The 16,116-nt window shown below is 38.0% G+C and carries 15 protein-coding genes; 5 read left to right on the top strand and 10 right to left on the bottom strand.

All coding sequences use genetic code 11. From position 1 onward, the window contains the following. Window positions 1–84: 84 nt before the first annotated feature. Window positions 85–930, top strand: coding sequence for a helix-turn-helix domain-containing protein (locus tag IGK82_RS02420; RefSeq protein ID WP_002392183.1), 846 nt, complete (start codon window positions 85–87; stop codon window positions 928–930). A gap of 40 nt (window positions 931–970) precedes the next feature. Here the strand turns inward: IGK82_RS02420 and IGK82_RS02415 are convergent, their stop codons facing one another. The 8 genes from IGK82_RS02415 to IGK82_RS02380 form a co-directional block, all read right to left on the bottom strand. After that, the gene (locus IGK82_RS02415; protein ID WP_002355583.1) at window positions 971–1,288 is read right to left on the bottom strand and encodes a thioredoxin family protein; all 318 of its coding nucleotides are present in this window, start codon (window positions 1,286–1,288) and stop codon (window positions 971–973) included. A 284-nt stretch (window positions 1,289–1,572) separates the two neighbouring features. Beyond that, window positions 1,573–1,701 (bottom strand): hypothetical protein, encoded by a 129-nt coding sequence (locus tag IGK82_RS02410; RefSeq protein ID WP_002355577.1) that lies wholly within the window; start codon window positions 1,699–1,701, stop codon window positions 1,573–1,575. Continuing rightward, the gene (gene rlmD / locus IGK82_RS02405; RefSeq protein ID WP_002366181.1) at window positions 1,702–3,075 is read right to left on the bottom strand and encodes a 23S rRNA (uracil(1939)-C(5))-methyltransferase RlmD; all 1,374 of its coding nucleotides are present in this window, start codon (window positions 3,073–3,075) and stop codon (window positions 1,702–1,704) included. A 199-nt stretch (window positions 3,076–3,274) separates the two neighbouring features. Beyond that, a complete protein-coding gene (locus IGK82_RS02400) occupies window positions 3,275–4,363 on the bottom strand; it encodes a diacylglycerol kinase (protein ID WP_002355572.1) in 1,089 nt (362 codons plus the stop codon). 18 nt (window positions 4,364–4,381) lie between these two features. Further along, the gene (gene gatB, locus IGK82_RS02395; RefSeq protein ID WP_002358703.1) at window positions 4,382–5,812 is read right to left on the bottom strand and encodes an Asp-tRNA(Asn)/Glu-tRNA(Gln) amidotransferase subunit GatB; all 1,431 of its coding nucleotides are present in this window, start codon (window positions 5,810–5,812) and stop codon (window positions 4,382–4,384) included. After that, complete coding sequence (gatA, locus tag IGK82_RS02390; protein ID WP_016622625.1) at window positions 5,802–7,280, bottom strand: Asp-tRNA(Asn)/Glu-tRNA(Gln) amidotransferase subunit GatA; 1,479 nt, start codon at window positions 7,278–7,280, stop codon at window positions 5,802–5,804. Before gatA ends, gatB begins: the two co-directional genes overlap by 11 nt. Continuing rightward, window positions 7,280–7,585 carry an Asp-tRNA(Asn)/Glu-tRNA(Gln) amidotransferase subunit GatC gene (gene gatC / locus IGK82_RS02385; protein WP_002355569.1) on the bottom strand — a complete coding sequence of 102 codons (306 nt, stop codon included), beginning with the start codon at window positions 7,583–7,585 and terminating at the stop codon, window positions 7,280–7,282. Before gatC ends, gatA begins: the two co-directional genes overlap by 1 nt. A gap of 317 nt (window positions 7,586–7,902) precedes the next feature. Then, entirely contained in the window at window positions 7,903–7,989 is an 87-nt protein-coding gene (locus IGK82_RS02380) for a hypothetical protein (RefSeq protein ID WP_306173767.1), read from the bottom strand. On the opposite strand from IGK82_RS02380, the gene IGK82_RS02375 reads away from it, so the two are divergent. Then, window positions 7,955–8,170, top strand: coding sequence for a hypothetical protein (locus IGK82_RS02375; protein ID WP_002384936.1), 216 nt, complete (start codon window positions 7,955–7,957; stop codon window positions 8,168–8,170). The genes IGK82_RS02380 and IGK82_RS02375 overlap by 35 nt on opposite strands. Here the strand turns inward: IGK82_RS02375 and ligA are convergent. Both ligA and pcrA read right to left on the bottom strand, forming a co-directional pair. Further along, entirely contained in the window at window positions 8,167–10,197 is a 2,031-nt protein-coding gene (gene ligA, locus IGK82_RS02370) for an NAD-dependent DNA ligase LigA (protein ID WP_002364804.1), read from the bottom strand. The genes IGK82_RS02375 and ligA overlap by 4 nt on opposite strands. A gap of 125 nt (window positions 10,198–10,322) precedes the next feature. After that, window positions 10,323–12,581: a DNA helicase PcrA gene (pcrA, locus tag IGK82_RS02365; protein ID WP_002363179.1), complete on the bottom strand. Its 2,259-nt coding sequence runs from the start codon at window positions 12,579–12,581 to the stop codon at window positions 10,323–10,325. Window positions 12,582–12,745: 164 nt separating this feature from the next. Between pcrA and IGK82_RS02360 the strand changes: the two genes are divergently transcribed. The 3 genes from IGK82_RS02360 (at window position 12,746) to pfkB (ending at window position 16,110) form a co-directional block, all read left to right on the top strand. Beyond that, the gene (locus tag IGK82_RS02360) at window positions 12,746–14,305 is read left to right on the top strand and encodes a ClC family H(+)/Cl(-) exchange transporter (RefSeq protein WP_002358694.1); all 1,560 of its coding nucleotides are present in this window, start codon (window positions 12,746–12,748) and stop codon (window positions 14,303–14,305) included. 138 nt (window positions 14,306–14,443) lie between these two features. Continuing rightward, window positions 14,444–15,196 carry a DeoR/GlpR family DNA-binding transcription regulator gene (locus tag IGK82_RS02355; RefSeq protein WP_002381250.1) on the top strand — a complete coding sequence of 251 codons (753 nt, stop codon included), beginning with the start codon at window positions 14,444–14,446 and terminating at the stop codon, window positions 15,194–15,196. Further along, entirely contained in the window at window positions 15,193–16,110 is a 918-nt protein-coding gene (gene pfkB / locus IGK82_RS02350) for a 1-phosphofructokinase (protein ID WP_002358692.1), read from the top strand. The genes IGK82_RS02355 and pfkB overlap by 4 nt, the downstream gene beginning before the upstream one ends. Window positions 16,111–16,116: the final 6 nt, after the last annotated feature.

The following is a 16,116-nucleotide window of genomic DNA, read 5'->3' as shown; positions in this document are numbered from 1 at the left end:
ATTTTATATTCGTTTACTTCAACCTTTACCTTAAATCTTTACTTGAAAAATAAACAACCGATTTTTTTATTGCTTCTCTTTTTAATGGTTATTTTTATTTGTGACAATGTGATTGTTTATATGACTGAGTTCATTAATTCGTTTGCAACCGAATATAATCAGACCTTTATGACCGCACCTTTTTTAAAGACCATCATTTTTATTTGTTGTAATTTTGCCTATCTGGCTATTATCAATACTATTAGTGGTCGTCCTTTTAAAAATTATCAATTTGTCTGGTTATTTTTAATTGGTTTATGGATGCTAGCTATTCCATTTTCACAAAATTCCGCCTTAAAAGTTTGGTTGTACTATTTACCCAATCAGCTATTTTTAATTTACCTTGGATGCTATGCGCTCTATCAATTACGAATAGATCCTTTATCAGCCCTTGCGAAAAAATATCTTCGTTTTATTGGTTGGCTAAGCATTGGTTTCGGTGTGGCGATTCTTTTGGAAGATACCTTCGTTATTTTTAACATTGACCAATATTCTGATATTGTCTTTAAAATTAACAACCGAAACGTTTCTGAAGATATTTATACAATCATTCTCTCGATCGCCATTATCTACTTCTGTAATCGTGATTTTCCTCTGTCGGTGCTTGAAAAAGACGCTGCTAAATTGGAAGAAAATCAATCAGATGAACCCGTACTTTTGGCGCCTTTTTGTGATGCCTATCAATTAACGCAGCGAGAACGAGAAGTGCTTTCGTTACTTTTAGAGTGCAAAACAAATCAAGATATAGCCAACGAACTATTCCTATCAATCGGGACAGTAAAAACACATATCCACAATATTTTCGTTAAATTAGAAGTAAACAAAAGAGCAGAAGTTTTTGTCAGTTATCAACTTTTTTCTCAACAACAAACTGAACATTTAGCGAGATAATTAAAAAGGAAGCCTCCGTGATCGGTGGCTTCCTTTTTGATTAACTATTTTCTTGTACTTGTCGAACTCTCTTTTCAATTTCTTGAAAGTTAATAATTTTAGCTTGGCGATGAATTTCTTTTCCTTCATAGTATAAGATAATGGTCGGTGCAGAAAAAGCATTTAATTGTCCAATTATTTCTGGACTTTTATCAGCTTCTGCAATGTATGTAGGAAATTCATATTTTGTTGCAATTTTTTCGACAATCGGTTTATCAACTGTACAAACACTACAATTTTTTGCTGTCAAAAAGACGGCTTGTAGACGATTGTCTGTAATTTTTTCTTCTAATTCTTCTAATGTTGTTACATATTCCACTGAATAGCCCTCCTTGTCTTTTGTCTAAAATAACAGATTTCCTAGCAAAATAACAACTTATTTGTTTGGCTAGGAATGCTTTAACAAAAAAGTTGAGCGTGGGACAAAAATCACTTTGGATTTTTGCTCCACGCTCAAAAACTGATAAACGGCGGGAACAAAAGCAACTCCTTCGGAAATAAGCCGGAATTCTCCAAAAATTACAGAACAATTTTCGGAAATTCCTTCTTATTTCTCGGAGTTAAACGCTTCTGTCCCGACCTCAACTTTTTACTGATAACCGCTTATTTATTAAAAATTTTAGGCCCTTTGCGCATGTTTTTACGATCATTTTTGGGAGTTTCCATTTTTTTAGAACGGCCACCACCTTGTTTCTTTTTAATTAATTCTAACATTTTTTCTTTTTCATTCATTTAATCCACCGCCTTTGTTAATAACGTGACAGATTCAATGTGGGTCGTTTGTGGGAAATTATCCACTGGTTGAATTTCTTTTGCTTCATAGCCACCTTCTGTTAATAATGCAATGTCGCGAGCGAGTGTGGCTGGATTACAGCTGACATAAACAATTCGTTCAGGTTGCGTTTCAATTAATGTGTTTACTAATTGACCGTCTAACCCTTTCCGTGGTGGATCCACCACCACAACATCTGGTTGCAAGCCATTTTCAACTAATTTTGGCAATAATTCTTCCGCTAAACCAGCCGTGAAAGTGGCATTCTCAATGTTGTTTAATTTAGCATTATTTTCTGCATCTTTGACCGCTTCTTCAATTACTTCAATACCGTAAACTTGCTTTGCGTCTTGGGCTAAAGTTAAGCCAATCGTTCCAATCCCACAATAGGCATCCACCACAATTTCATTGCCTGTTAAAGCCGCATACTCTTTAACTTTTTGATACATCACTTCTGTTTGTTGTGGATTTACTTGATAAAATGAACGCGCGGAAATTTCAAATTTCAAATCAAAAATAGTATCTGTAATTTTTTCAGACCCATGTAATAAGATGGTTTCGTCGCCAAAAATGACATTGGTTCGTTTTGGATTTACATTTTGTACAATGCTGACTACTTCCGGAATAGCTTCCAAAATATCTGGCACAATTTTACTAATTGGGAATAATTTCGGTGTTCTCGTAATTAGAACAACCATCATCTCCCCAGTATGGTAGCCACGACGAACGACAATATGGCGTAAGTTCCCTGTATTATCAGATTCGTTATAAGGTTTTACGCTATATTTACGCATAATGTCACGGATTTTAACAATTGCTGCATCAATTTCTGGGTCTTGAATATAAAAATGTTCCATTGGAATTAAATCATGGCTATTTTTCCGGAAAAAACCTGTTTGTAGTTGGTTGTCAATTTTACGCACGGGAATTTGTGCTTTGTTCCGGTAATGCCACGGATCGTTCATCCCAATTGTTGGTAAAACAGGGACTTCTGGCAATTTAGCGACACGTTGCATAACATTTTCGACTTGTTGCGTTTTAAATGATAGTTGGGCGCCGTACGCTAAATGTTGCAACGGACTAATCCCGACTTTTGTAAAGTTTTCATCTTTCACGGGAACACGCTGTTCACTGCTTTTTAGGACAGTCAATACTTTCCCATAACCAAAACTTTTGCCTGTTTTTAAGACTTTGATTTCAAGTTTTTCACCTGGTAAGGCATTTTCAATAAACAATGGATAATGGTCCACTTTTGCCACGCCTAAACCATCATGCGTCAAGTCAATGATTTCTACTTCAATGACGTCATTTTTCTTTACTGGATAATTTTTCATAAGTCGCTCCTTCTTTTTATACACTTCACTCATTCTAATGAAAATACCTAAGAAAAGCAACAACGAATTTTCATGGAGATTTAGCAATTCCGTTTGAACTTTTTAGGTAAATAAAAGAATGAGACCCTTTCCCTTAGTCAAAAAATAGCCAATGAAAGATCTTATCAACTAAATCTTTCATTAGCTATTCACGGACTACCTAGTGCTTTTCTTTTTCGGCAATCTTTCCATCGCCATCAATATCTTCGTCTGTTAGTCGTTCAACTTCTTTGACAAATTCTTTGCTAGCTTCGTTATATGCTTCTTCCTCTTCGTCTTCTGATTCTACGACAATCTCATCGCTACCAGTTAAGACAGAACCCATAATTGCATTGGACGGCAGTGCATCACCATTTGCAAAAATTTCAATGTGTTGATGCATATTTTTAAAGGTCATTGGAGCATCGCCTCCATATTCACCATCTAAATTAATCATCATTTTATTGTTCTTTTCTAACGTTTCTGCATGTAAATAGCTGGTCTTTGTATAGATTAGTCGATGATCTTCAACATGCTTTCCACCATTTAACATTAACGCAACTAAATGAAGAATCTCAAAAATATTGGCTGTTTTTACAATGATTAATGAAAACTTACCATCGTCTAATTTAGCATCTGGTACGATTTGCTCAAAACCACCCACCGAGTTAGTCAGCCCTAGGAAAAACATTGATGCATTGCCTTCGTACACACCTTCATCATACGTCATGCGCATTTTAATCGGCTTCACTCGCGGCAACATTTCGGCTCCTTTGGCTAAGTACGCTAAGTAACCAAAAATACTTTTCAACTCTGATGGAACTTCATAAGTCAGTTCCGTTAAATGACCACCCGCCGCAATATTGATAAAGTAATTTTTGCCGGCTTGGCCAATATCCATTTTGACAGTTTGATTTTTTTTAATCACTTCTGCTGCCTTAACGATATTATCACGAGGAATCTTCAATGCCCGTGCATAGTCATTCGTCGTTCCAGCAGGAATAATGGCCATTTTAGGGCGCCGCTTCAACGGAGCAATCCCATTCACGACTTCATTAATGGTCCCATCTCCACCTGCTGCTACTAGTAAATCAAATCCTGCACGCGCAGCACGATGTGCTTCATTGCGTGCTGAATTTTCTTCTGGTGTGGTCGCAAATGCACTGGCTTCATAACCACATTCTTCTAAAATAGATAAAATATCGGCTAAGTTCTTTTTGATTAACTCTTTTCCTGACGTTGGATTATAAATCACTCTAGCTTTTTTCATGGTTTGCCTGCTACTTTCTTATCGTTTTGAAAGCTCTTCTTGCAATAACTTGTTAACCACACCTGGGTTTGCTTGTCCACGAGTTGCTTTCATAATTTGTCCAACAAGGAAACCAACTGCACGGTCTTTTCCGTTTTTAAAGTCATCAATTGATTGTTGGTTGTTGTCTAAAACTTCGTTAATCATTGGTAATAATTGCGCTGGATCAGATAATTGAACAAGGCCTTTTGCTTCGACAACTTCTTTAGCATCTCCACCGTTTTCAATTAACTCTTTGAACACTTTCTTCGCAATTTTCGAGCTGATTGTGCCATCGTTAATCAAAGTAATCATACCCGCTAGATTTTCTGGTGTCAGTTTAGTATCAGCTAATTCAACTTTTTCACTGTTTAAGTAAGCAGAAACTTCGCCCATTAACCAGTTTGATGCTTGTTTCGCATCTGCACCGTTTGCTAGAGTTGCTTCAAAGAAATCTGACATTTCTTTCGTTAAAGTCAAGACCATTGCGTCGTATTCAGGTAACCCTAATTCACTGATATAACGGGCACGACGTGAGGCTGGCATTTCTGGCAAACTAGCGCGAACTTTTTCAATCCATTCATCATCAATTGAAAAACGAGGAACATCTGGCTCTGGGAAGTAACGGTAGTCACTTGAGCCTTCTTTAACACGCATAAGCAACGTTGTACTAGTTGCTTCATCAAAGCGGCGTGTTTCTTGTTGAATTTCGCCACCAGATAATAGGACTTTGGCCTGGCGTTTTTCTTCATAAGCTAAACCTTTTTTTACAAAGTTCATAGAGTTCAAGTTCTTTAATTCCGCTTTAGTACCAAATTCTTCTTGACCATACGGACGTAAAGAAATATTGGCATCACAACGCATAGAACCTTCTTCCATTTTCACATCAGAAACTTCTGTAAATTGGATAATTGAACGCAACGCTTCTAAATAAGCATACGCTTCTTCTGGTGAACGCATGTCTGCTTCAGAAACGATTTCAATTAAAGGCGTGCCTTGACGATTCAAGTCTACATAAGAATAGCCATCTGTGCCGTGAATATTTTTCCCAGCATCTTCTTCTAAATGCACACGTTCAATGCGAATTTTTTTCTTTTTGCCTTCGACTTCAATTTCAATCCAACCATCATGTCCGATTGGTTGATCAAATTGAGAAATTTGGTATGCTTTCGGGTTATCTGGGTAAAAATAGTTTTTACGGTCAAAATGTGTTTCTTTTGAAATTTCACAGTTCAAGGCAAGTGCTGCTTTCATGCCAAATTCTAAAGCACCTTTATTCATCACAGGTAAAACACCTGGGTAACTCCAGTCAACCACGTTTGTGTTGCTGTTTGGTTCTGCTCCGAAATGCGCTGGCGCAGAGGAGAAAATTTTAGAGTTGGTTTTCAATTCTACGTGGACTTCTAATCCAATGACAGTTTCAAAGTTCATTAATCGTTCCCCCTAAAATGACTGGTTTTTTCGTATGGAAATCTGTCGCTTGTTCAAAAGCATAGGCTGCTTTATACATTGTATGTTCGTCAAAATGTTTTCCAATAATTTGTAAACCAACTGGCAATCCTTCTGAGAATCCTGCTGGAATGGACATGCCTGGTAGTCCTGCTAAGTTGACAGGAATGGTTAAAATATCATTCATATACATTGTGATTGGATCATTGATGTTTTCCCCTAGACCAAAGGCAACTGTTGGTGTGGATGGGCCAATGATTAAGTCATAATCCGCAAAGACATTCTCAAAATCTTGTTTGATTAGTGTACGGACTTGACCAGCCTTTTTAAAGTGCGCATCATAATAACCAGCACTTAAAGAGAAGGTTCCTAACATAATCCGACGTTTAACTTCTGTTCCGAAACCTTCAGAACGTGAATTAACATAGACATCTTCTAGATTTTGGACATTTTCGGAACGGTAACCATAACGAATACCATCAAAGCGTTGTAAGTTTGAACTTGCTTCTGAAGAGGCAATAATATAATAAACCGCTACGCCGTATTTAGAATGTGGCAAACTAACTTCTTCCACCGTTGCTCCTAAAGATTTAAATGTTTCTGCTGCTTTTAATACCGCTTCACGAACATCAGGTTGTACCCCTTCACCTAAGTATTCTTTTGGCAAAGCAATTTTCATGCCTTTGATGTCGCCAGTTAAATCTGCCGTAAAATCAGGAACAGAAACGCCTGCAGAAGTGCCGTCTTTTTCGTCATAACCACTAATTGCATTTAAAGCTAAGGCATTGTCTTTAACGTTTCGTGTCAATGGACCAATTTGGTCTAAACTTGAAGCAAAAGCAATCAAACCAAAACGAGACACACGTCCATATGTTGGTTTCAAGCCCACAATACCGTTGAATGCGGCTGGTTGGCGGATACTGCCACCTGTATCGCTCCCTAAAGAAACTGGGACTTGTCCGGCTGCGACAGCAGAAGCTGAACCACCAGAAGAACCGCCAGGAACTTTGGTTTGATCCCAAGCATTTTTTGTTTTCTTAAAGTAAGACGTTTCCGTACTTCCGCCCATGGCAAATTCATCCATGTTCAATTTTCCGACTGGAATCATATCCGCTTGATAGACTTTATCCATCACGGTCGCATCATAAATTGGGTCAAAATTGTGTAACATTTTTGAGCCAGCTGTTGTTAAAATATCTTTTGTGACAATGTTGTCTTTAATCCCAATTGGAATCCCAGCTAATGGATTACTTTCAGTGATGCCTTTTAAGTCAATCGCTTTGGCTAATGTCATTGCTTTTTCTTCACTAACTGTGATAAAAGAACCTAGTTGTTCTTCTGTATCTTGAATACGATTTAATGTTTCTTCGGTTAAATCAACTGCAGTGATTTCTTTTGAAACCAATAAATCATGTAACTCTGTTAACGATTTGTCGTATAATTTTTCCATTAGGCTCCTGCCTCCCCGTTATCCATAATTGCAGGCACTTTAATGTAACCATTCTCTGATTCCGGAACATTCCGCATTAATTCTTTACGGTCCATTCCTGGTGTCGCTACGTCTTCACGCATAACATTGATTGATTCATTCACATTTGAAGTAAAAGGAACCCCTGTTGTATCTACTTCTTCTAGTAATTCCACCATATCAATAATTTTATCTAGTTGATTGGTAAAGTCCGCTAATTCTTCTTCGGAGAAAGATAATTTTGATAATTTAGCGACATGTTTGACTTGTTCTTCTGTAATTGCCATAGATACCCTTCTTTCTATCATTTACTGAAATTTTCATTTTCAGATTAATCAATTGGACTGTATTTCTTTAAACAGCTTAGCACAGCTGTTCACTCTGTTCCCATTCTACCATAAAATGGTCGGATATTTTAGATGAAACCTTGAATTTCATTGATAATTTGTCGCTCGCAAAAATGACGGAAATATGTTATTATGAAAATGAAAAGAGAGATATGCAGGAACATACCTCTCTAATAGCCACTACTAGTTATAAGAACTAGCGGCTTACTGAGTTATTGGTTTTATTTCAAACGCTTAACCGTTCAGCTCCTCAAAGCTTATGAACGGTTATTTTTGTTGTCTAAGACAAGCGCTAAGATACCGAAGATAATGGTCACAACAAGTGTTGCAAAACCAATCATCAGTCCTAGCGCTGCTTCAACGGACAAAAACATTGCTCCTTTCGTTAAAGTAAGAAGAATTGCGCATAAGCATCAACCTCCTTTCTCAACTCAGAAATTCCTCGTTCATATAACTTTTATGACTAAAATAAGCATACCATCAAATTACTACATAAAATCTGACAACGTTAATTTTTCTTCTTAAAAATGACTTGCATCTAACGCATCGACCATTTCTTGTTCATTCCAAACGCTCACGCCTAAGCTTTCAGCTTTGGTTAATTTACTGCCTGCATCTTCGCCAGCAACCACAATGTCAGTTTTTTTCGAAACACTCCCTGTAACTTTTCCACCAAGATTTTCAATTTTTTCTTTGGCTTCTTCGCGAGTGTACTGCGTTAATTTTCCTGTTAAAACAACTGTTTTGTCTTTGAAAGGTGACTCCACTTCTGCTAATTGTTCTGTCCGGAGACCTTTATATGTCAAGTTCACTTGGGCTTTTTCCAGTTCAGCCATTAATTCATGAACTTCCTCATTTTCAAAATACGTCACAACGCTGTCTGCGATTGTTTCGCCAATTGAATCCAAAGCCACAATTTCTTCCGCAGTTGCACGACTTAAGGTTGGTAAATCACCAAAATGCTCCGCTAAAATTTTCGCCGCTTTCGCACCCACATGGCGAATCCCTAAGCCAAAAATCAAACGTTCGACAGAGTTTTCTTTACTCCCTTGAATGGCAGTATAAATGTTGTTTGCTGATTTTTCTTTGATTTTATCCAAAGTCATTAATTGTTCTTCTGTTAAGAAATACAGATCCGCTACGTCTTTCACTAATCCTTTGTCATACATTTGTGCTAACACTCGTGGCCCCAAGCCATCAATGTTCATTGCGTTTCGTGAGACAAAGTGATTCAGCCCTTCTTTAATTTGCGCAGGGCATTTTGGATTAATACAACGTAACGCCACTTCCTCATCTAAATGCACCAACTCACTATGACAAATTGGACAATGGGTCGGCATTTCATAAGGCTGACTATCGGCTGCACGTTTTTCAACTAGGACTTGCGCTACTTCTGGGATAATATCGCCGGCTTTGTAAATAATAACATGATCATTTAAACGGATATCTTTCATTTGAATAAAATCTGCATTATGCAAACTTGCCCGACTAACCGTGGTTCCCGCGACTCGTACAGGAGCCATGACCGCAGTAGGAGTGACCACCCCCGTGCGCCCAATTGTCCATTCAATATCTTCCACTACTGTTTCTGCTTCTTCTGGTGGAAATTTGTAGGCAATCGCCCAGCGAGGTGCTTTGACAGTGAAACCTAATTCATCTTGCAACGCAAATTCGTTCACTTTAATCACAATTCCATCGATTTCGTATGGCAAAGTGCTCCGCTTTTCATGGTATTCTTCAATGTAGGCCCAAACTTCATCGATTGACTGACATAATTGCCGTTCGGGATTGGTTCTAAAACCAATTGCAGAAAGCTCTTCTAATGCCTCAAACTGCGTCTTCGCTTTCATTGGTCCAAAGTCAGCAACTGTGTATAAAAACGTATTTAAGTTCCGTTTTGCCACAATTTTTGTGTCTAATTGGCGCAAGCTTCCCGCCGCTGCATTCCGAGGATTGGCAAAAATATCTTGGCCATTTTCTTCACGTTCTTCATTCAATGCGACAAAGGATTGTTTAGGCATGTAGCACTCGCCACGAACTTCCACTGAAATGGGCTCCGTTAAACGCATCGGTACAGAGCGAACCGTTCGTAAGTTCTCTGTAATGTTTTCACCAACCGTTCCATCGCCTCGTGTTGCTCCGCGTACAAACACCCCGTTTTCATAACGTAATGAAATTGCTAACCCATCAATTTTTAACTCGCAACAGTAAGCAACGGGTTTACCAATCGCCTTACGAACACGTTCATCAAAAGCAAAAATGTCTTCCTTGCTAAACCCATCATTTAAACTATACATTGGAATGTCATGCGGAGCTTTTTCAAAACCAGATAAAACTTTGCCACCTACACGTTGTGTCGGCGAATCTGGCGTGATTAAATCAGGAAACTCCGTTTCAATATCGACTAACTCTTTATACAAACGATCGTAAACATAATCTTCTACGGATGGTTGATCTTTGACATAATATTCATGGGAATATTGATTGAGTTGTTTTCTTAATTCTTGCGCACGAGTTGTCGCCGCCGTTAATGTTAATGGTTGTTGTTCCATCGTAGAACTCCTCCTCATAAGTGTAATGCTCTTATCGTCTTTTTAACACATTTACACTAAGATAGAAAATAAAAAGAATTTATCTAATGATGATTTCTCATTAAATCGCTGATCTATTTTGCATGTTAAATTTTTTCAATAGGTGCAAATGCCGCTAACAACCGTTTTATGCCTTTTTCAGGGAAAGCAATGTCCAACTCTAAGTCTTTGGCCGAACCGCCTACACGAACGACTGTACCAACGCCCCATGCTTTATGTTGGACCTTATCACCTGCTTGCCAGGAAACTTTTTCGCCACCACTTGCCACTTTGTTGCTAACTGATTTTGTAGCTGGCTGTGTATAAGCTGGTTTACTTGCGCTGGGCTTGAATACTTTAGGATCAAAGGTGCGCGCTGGAGCTTTCTGTAAATTGGCCGCCGCCCCTTGTTTCATTAAACGCTCCGCCTCAATTTCTTCTAAAAAGCGACTTGGTCGATTATATTGCGTGCGACCATATAATGTTCTCGAATAAGCATTCGTTAAGAACAGGGCTTCTTCCGCTCGTGTGATACCAACATAAGCCAAGCGCCGTTCTTCTTCCAGTTCACTTTCTTCTAGCATGGCACGTGATAATGGGAAAACCCCTTCTTCTAAGCCCATTAAAAAGACCACTGGAAATTCCAGCCCTTTGGCCGCATGCAACGTCATTAAGGTTACTTGTGAAGAGCTCTCTTCTAAATTATCTAGATCAGAAACCAAGGCTAAATCTGTTAAAAAATCCGCCAATTTTGTTTCTTCGCCATTTGGATCGTCGTTGTTTTGCGCTTCAAAACGTTTATCAAATTCTTGTGTCACAGATAAAAATTCGTCCAAGTTTTCTAAGCGAGCTTGAGACTCTAAATTATTTTGCGCCATCAAAGCTTCCCGATAACCACTACGTTGTAAAGTTTCTTTCACCAATTCTGTAATCGTTAAATAGGGCACTGTTTTCGTTAAGTCTTGAATCATCATGCCAAAATTACCAAGCTCTTTACCCGCTTTTCCTGAAATATTTGCCAAATCAACATTTTGGGCAGCTTCCAGCAAAGCCCAACCATGCGTATCCGCAAATAGCCGTAATTTTTCAATTGAACTTTTACCGATTCCTCGTTTTGGTTCATTGACAATTCGTTCAAAACTAATCGAATCATCTGGATTGGCAATCAAACTTAAATAAGCCAAAATATCTTTAATTTCTTTACGGTCGTAGAATTTATGTCCGCCCACCATGGTATACGGAATATTAGATTTCAAGAGCATTTCTTCCACTACACGGGATTGGGCATTGGTCCGATATAATACCGCAAAATCACCATAAATTCGGTCATTTTCCCGCATTTCTTTTTGGATTTGGCTCACAATAAATTGTGTTTCATCCCGTTCTGTGTCCCCGCGATAATAGACAATTTTTTCACCGTCTATATTTTCTGTCCACAGTTCTTTCTCGCGGCGGTTACGGTTATTTTTGATGACATCATTCGCAGCCGCCAAAATGTTTTTGGTGGATCGATAATTTTGTTCTAGCAAAATTACACTGGCATCTGGATAATCTTTTTCAAAATCCAAGATATTTTGCATATCCGCCCCGCGCCAACCATAGATACTTTGGTCGGCATCACCTACGACACACAGATTTTTGAAACGTGCAGCCAATAAATTGACTAAGGTATATTGTGCATGATTGGTATCTTGGTATTCATCCACATGAATATAGTGAAATTTATTTTGGTAGAAAGCCAACGTATCTGGTTGTTCATTAAATAAACGAATCGTATTCATAATCAAATCATCAAAATCCATACATTGGTTTTTGCGTAATTCTTTTTGATAGGCTTCATAGCATTTTGCGACAATTTCTTCATATAAGGAACCTTGCATTTCAGCAACTTTTTCAGGCGTTTGTAATTCATTTTTGGCATTGCTAATCGTACCTAAAATTGAGCGAGGATCATATTTTTTTGAATCAATATTTAAGTCGTTTAAGATGCGTTTCATTAATGTTTTTTGTTCCGATGGGTCAATAATTGTAAAATTACGGTTGTAACCAATCTGATCCACATCACGACGTAAAATTCTTACACACATGGAGTGAAAAGTGGAGACCCATACATCTTCGCCACCCGTTTCCAGTAGTTTATTTACACGCTCTTTCATTTCTTTAGCAGCTTTATTGGTAAACGTAATCGCCAAAATATTCCATGGATTTACTTCTTTTTCCTCAATTAGATAGGCAATTCGGTGTGTTAAAACCCGCGTTTTTCCACTACCAGCACCAGCCATGACTAACAGTGGTCCTTCTGTATGCAAAACGGCTTCTTCTTGTCGAGGATTCATTCCCTGAACCAAGGCATGTTTTTGTGTCATATTAAACGTCCTCTCTCTTTTTTCAATCTTATACAGTATACCAAAAATCCCTTTGAAGTTCTTTAGAAAAGAACAAAAAATCTTTTTCTTTTTATATGAAATTTTCTTGTAAATCAAGTCAAACCGCAGTACATTAGTAAGTAGTGATGGAGGCTAAAAATGAAATGAATAATGATGTACATGAAATTAAACAATTAGATGGTACCCGAATCGGCTTTATCCTTAAAGGCATCGTCGTCGGAATCCTGGTCGGCTTTGTTGTCAGCTTATTTCGCTTAGGCATTGAAAAAATTGGCGAACAAGTCGTGCATCTGTATCAAACGTTTCACGAAAAACCCTTTTGGATGATTCCTTGGTTCTTATTTTCTCTCGTGCTTGCTTATTTATTAGGACGACTGATCAAAAGCGAACCAGCAATTAAAGGCAGTGGCATTCCCCAAGTGGAAGGACAACTTCAAGGTCAATTAGAAATTCATTGGTTTCCAGTGCTTTGGAAAAAATTTATCGGTGGGATCTTAGCGATTAGTCCTGGGCTATTTTTGGGACGTGAAGGTCCTTCAATTCAACTAGGTGCAGTGGTTGGACAAGGCTATAGTCAATGGCGGCAAAGCACCAAGTCTGAAGAAAAAATTTTAATCAGTAGTGGTGCCAGTGCTGGTTTAGCCGCCGCTTTTAATGCACCAATCGCAGGACTTTTATTTGTTCTAGAAGAGGTTCACCATTCCTTTTCACCTTTAGTTTGGTTAACCTCTTTTTCTGCGGCCATTTCCGCTAACTTTGTTTCTTTGCATTTCTTCGGATTGCAGCCAGTTCTTTATATTGGTCCGGTTAAATCTTTGCCTTTAGAGTACTATTGGACATTAGTACTGCTGGGCGTTTTGCTAGGATTATTAGGTTGGATATATCAAAAAACATTGTTGTCCTTACCAAAAGTATATGGAAAAATCAAAGGCCTTTCTTCTAATTATTATGGTTTTGTTCCTTTTATTTTGATTTTACCGATTGGTTATTTCTTTCCACATTTACTTGGCGGTGGGAATCAAATTGTTTTAGCTTTAGGCAATCAACCGGCCACTATTTGGGCTTTAGTCGGCTTACTGGTTTTACGTTTTGTTTTTTCAATGGTTTCTTACGGTTCGAATCTCCCTGGTGGTATTTTCTTGCCTATTCTAACTTTAGGTGCCATTATCGGAACATTGTATGGCAGTCTACTTGTCCAATACGTAGGGATGGATCCAATTTTTGTGAAAAACTTTTTAATTTTTGCCATGGCTGGTTATTTTACTGCGATTGGTAAAGCACCGTTAACAGCGATTATTTTAGTAACAGAAATGGTCGGCAATTTTTCTCATTTAATGTCTTTAGGAGTTGTCGCTTTAGTTAGTTATATTACCATCGATAGTCTTGGCGGCAAGCCAATTTATGAAAGCTTATTAGAACGTTTGGTTCCTTCTAAAGTAAGTAATATTCGTGGCCACAAAACGATTATTGAATTACCTATCACTGCAGAAAGTTCCTTAGATGATACGATGGTACGTGATTTTGTCTGGCCTAAACAAATGTTGCTCACTTCCATTCGCCGTGGCGAATCGGAAATTTTAACACATGGTGATACTGTTATGCATGTTGGCGATGTGCTCATTATTTTGACCGATGAAAAACTCGCTTACCAAGTCAAAAAAGAGATTTATCAAAAAACTTTACCGAATGATTTAGTGAATTAAAGAAAGCTGCTGAACCTGAGTTCAGCAGCTTTCTTTTTTTCTTATGACTGTTTTTTAATTTTTTTGAATGTTTTTGACCGTTTTAGATTGATTAGCGTTTTCATTTGTGCTATTATATCCATGAAATGAGGGATGAAAATGCTTACGGAAGAACGACATCAAAAAATTTTACAATTGTTAGATCAAAAATCAGTCGTCAAATCGCAAGAACTTGCTAGCTTGTTCAATGCTTCAGAATCCACAATCCGCCGCGATTTACAAGAATTAGAAGACGCCAATTTGTTAGAACGCATTCACGGCGGCGCTAAGCGTATTCTTAATTTAGGCTTTGAACAAAACATGACGGAAAAATCAATCAAAAACACGCACGAAAAGCAAAAGATTGCTTCTTTAGCCGCTAGTTGTGTACAAGATGGCGATATGATCTATTTAGATGCTGGTTCAACCACGTTAGAAATGATCCCTTTTTTAGTTGGGAAACAAATCCATGTAGTGACGAATTCCGTGCATCACGCTGCAAAACTTAGCGATATGGAAATTCCCACTATTATGCTTGGTGGTACTTTGAAGCTCTCCACTAAAGCAATCATTGGTGCCACTAGTATGGAACAGCTACAACATTTTCGTTTTAACAAAGCTTTTTTAGGAACTAACGGCGCACATTTAGAGTTTGGTTTAACGACGCCTGATCCCGAAGAAGCAGCGCTAAAAGCCTTGGCTATTCATCAAGCAGAAACAGCCTATGTTTTACTGGATCATACAAAATTTAATGAAGTAACGTTTACCAAAGTGGAAGAATTAGAGTCAGTTACTTTACTAACTGACTACTGCCCTGCTGAATCGCTTCAAGGATTCCAGCAAAAAACTATTTTAATGGAGGCAAACAAATGATTTACACAGTGACTTTAAACCCTTCTATCGACTTTATCGTTCATGTCGATCATCTACAAATTGGTGATTTAAATCGGATGACGAATGATTTTAAATTACCTGGCGGCAAAGGAATCAACGTTTCACGTATTTTAAAACGTATGGAGACAGAATCCACTGCCTTAGGTTTTTTAGGTGGTTTTACAGGCTCATTCATTGCTGATTGGTTGAAAAAAGAAGAAATCCAAACGAATTTCACTCCCGTGTCTGCTGATACACGAATCAACATTAAATTGAAATCAGATACTGAAACAGAAATTAACGGCTTAGGACCTGCTCTAACAAACGAAGAAATTCAAGAACTAAAACAAGCAGTTAGTCGTGTTCAGGCTGGTGATATTGTTGTTCTTTCAGGAAGTACACCTGCTTCTCTACGCAAAGGATTTTACGAAGAATTAATCCAAATTGTGAAGGAAAAAGGCGCAGAATTTGTTATTGATACGACAGGTGAAGATTTAATGAACGCTTTGTCACAAAAGCCTTTATTGGTCAAGCCAAATAATCATGAGTTGGCAGAATTATATCATACAACCTTTACAAGTATTGAAGATATTTTACCTTATGGACATCGGTTACTAGAAGAAGGAGCACAACACGTAATTATCTCAATGGCTGGTGATGGTGCATTACTTTTCACAACAGAAGGTGTTTATCGTTCCAACGTTTTAAAACGTCCACTGAAAAATTCTGTCGGCGCTGGCGACTCAATGATTGCTGGTTTTATTGGCAACTTTTCAAAAACACAAGATCCTTTAGAGGCTTTCAAATGGGGTGTCGCTTGCGGTAGCGCGACTGCTTTTTCTGATGATTTAGCCTCAGAAGATTTTATCCAAGAACTTATTCACGAAGTAACAATTGAAAAAATTTCAGAATAAATCCAC

It is taken from the genome of Enterococcus sp. AZ197 (genome assembly GCF_050556405.1).
In the GTDB taxonomy this organism is placed as follows: domain Bacteria; phylum Bacillota; class Bacilli; order Lactobacillales; family Enterococcaceae; genus Enterococcus; species Enterococcus faecalis.
The sequence above is the reverse complement of the archived record's forward strand: the minus strand, read 5'-3'. Positions and strand labels throughout refer to the sequence as shown.

Coding starts and splice junctions, on each gene's coding strand:
- pcrA (WP_002363179.1), bottom strand. CDS start 12,581: ATGACACAAAAACATGCCTTGGTTCAGGGAATGAATCCTCGACAAGAA.
- gatC (WP_002355569.1), bottom strand. CDS start 7,585: ATGGCAATTACAGAAGAACAAGTCAAACATGTCGCTAAATTATCAAAA.
- IGK82_RS02420 (WP_002392183.1), top strand. CDS start 85: ATGGTTATTTTTATTTGTGACAATGTGATTGTTTATATGACTGAGTTC.
- pfkB (WP_002358692.1), top strand. CDS start 15,193: ATGATTTACACAGTGACTTTAAACCCTTCTATCGACTTTATCGTTCAT.
- gatA (WP_016622625.1), bottom strand. CDS start 7,280: ATGGAAAAATTATACGACAAATCGTTAACAGAGTTACATGATTTATTG.
- IGK82_RS02360 (WP_002358694.1), top strand. CDS start 12,746: ATGAATAATGATGTACATGAAATTAAACAATTAGATGGTACCCGAATC.
- ligA (WP_002364804.1), bottom strand. CDS start 10,197: ATGGAACAACAACCATTAACATTAACGGCGGCGACAACTCGTGCGCAA.
- rlmD (WP_002366181.1), bottom strand. CDS start 3,075: ATGAAAAATTATCCAGTAAAGAAAAATGACGTCATTGAAGTAGAAATC.
- IGK82_RS02375 (WP_002384936.1), top strand. CDS start 7,955: ATGGTCACAACAAGTGTTGCAAAACCAATCATCAGTCCTAGCGCTGCT.
- IGK82_RS02400 (WP_002355572.1), bottom strand. CDS start 4,363: ATGAAAAAAGCTAGAGTGATTTATAATCCAACGTCAGGAAAAGAGTTA.
- IGK82_RS02355 (WP_002381250.1), top strand. CDS start 14,444: ATGCTTACGGAAGAACGACATCAAAAAATTTTACAATTGTTAGATCAA.
- IGK82_RS02410 (WP_002355577.1), bottom strand. CDS start 1,701: ATGAATGAAAAAGAAAAAATGTTAGAATTAATTAAAAAGAAACAAGGT.
- gatB (WP_002358703.1), bottom strand. CDS start 5,812: ATGAACTTTGAAACTGTCATTGGATTAGAAGTCCACGTAGAATTGAAA.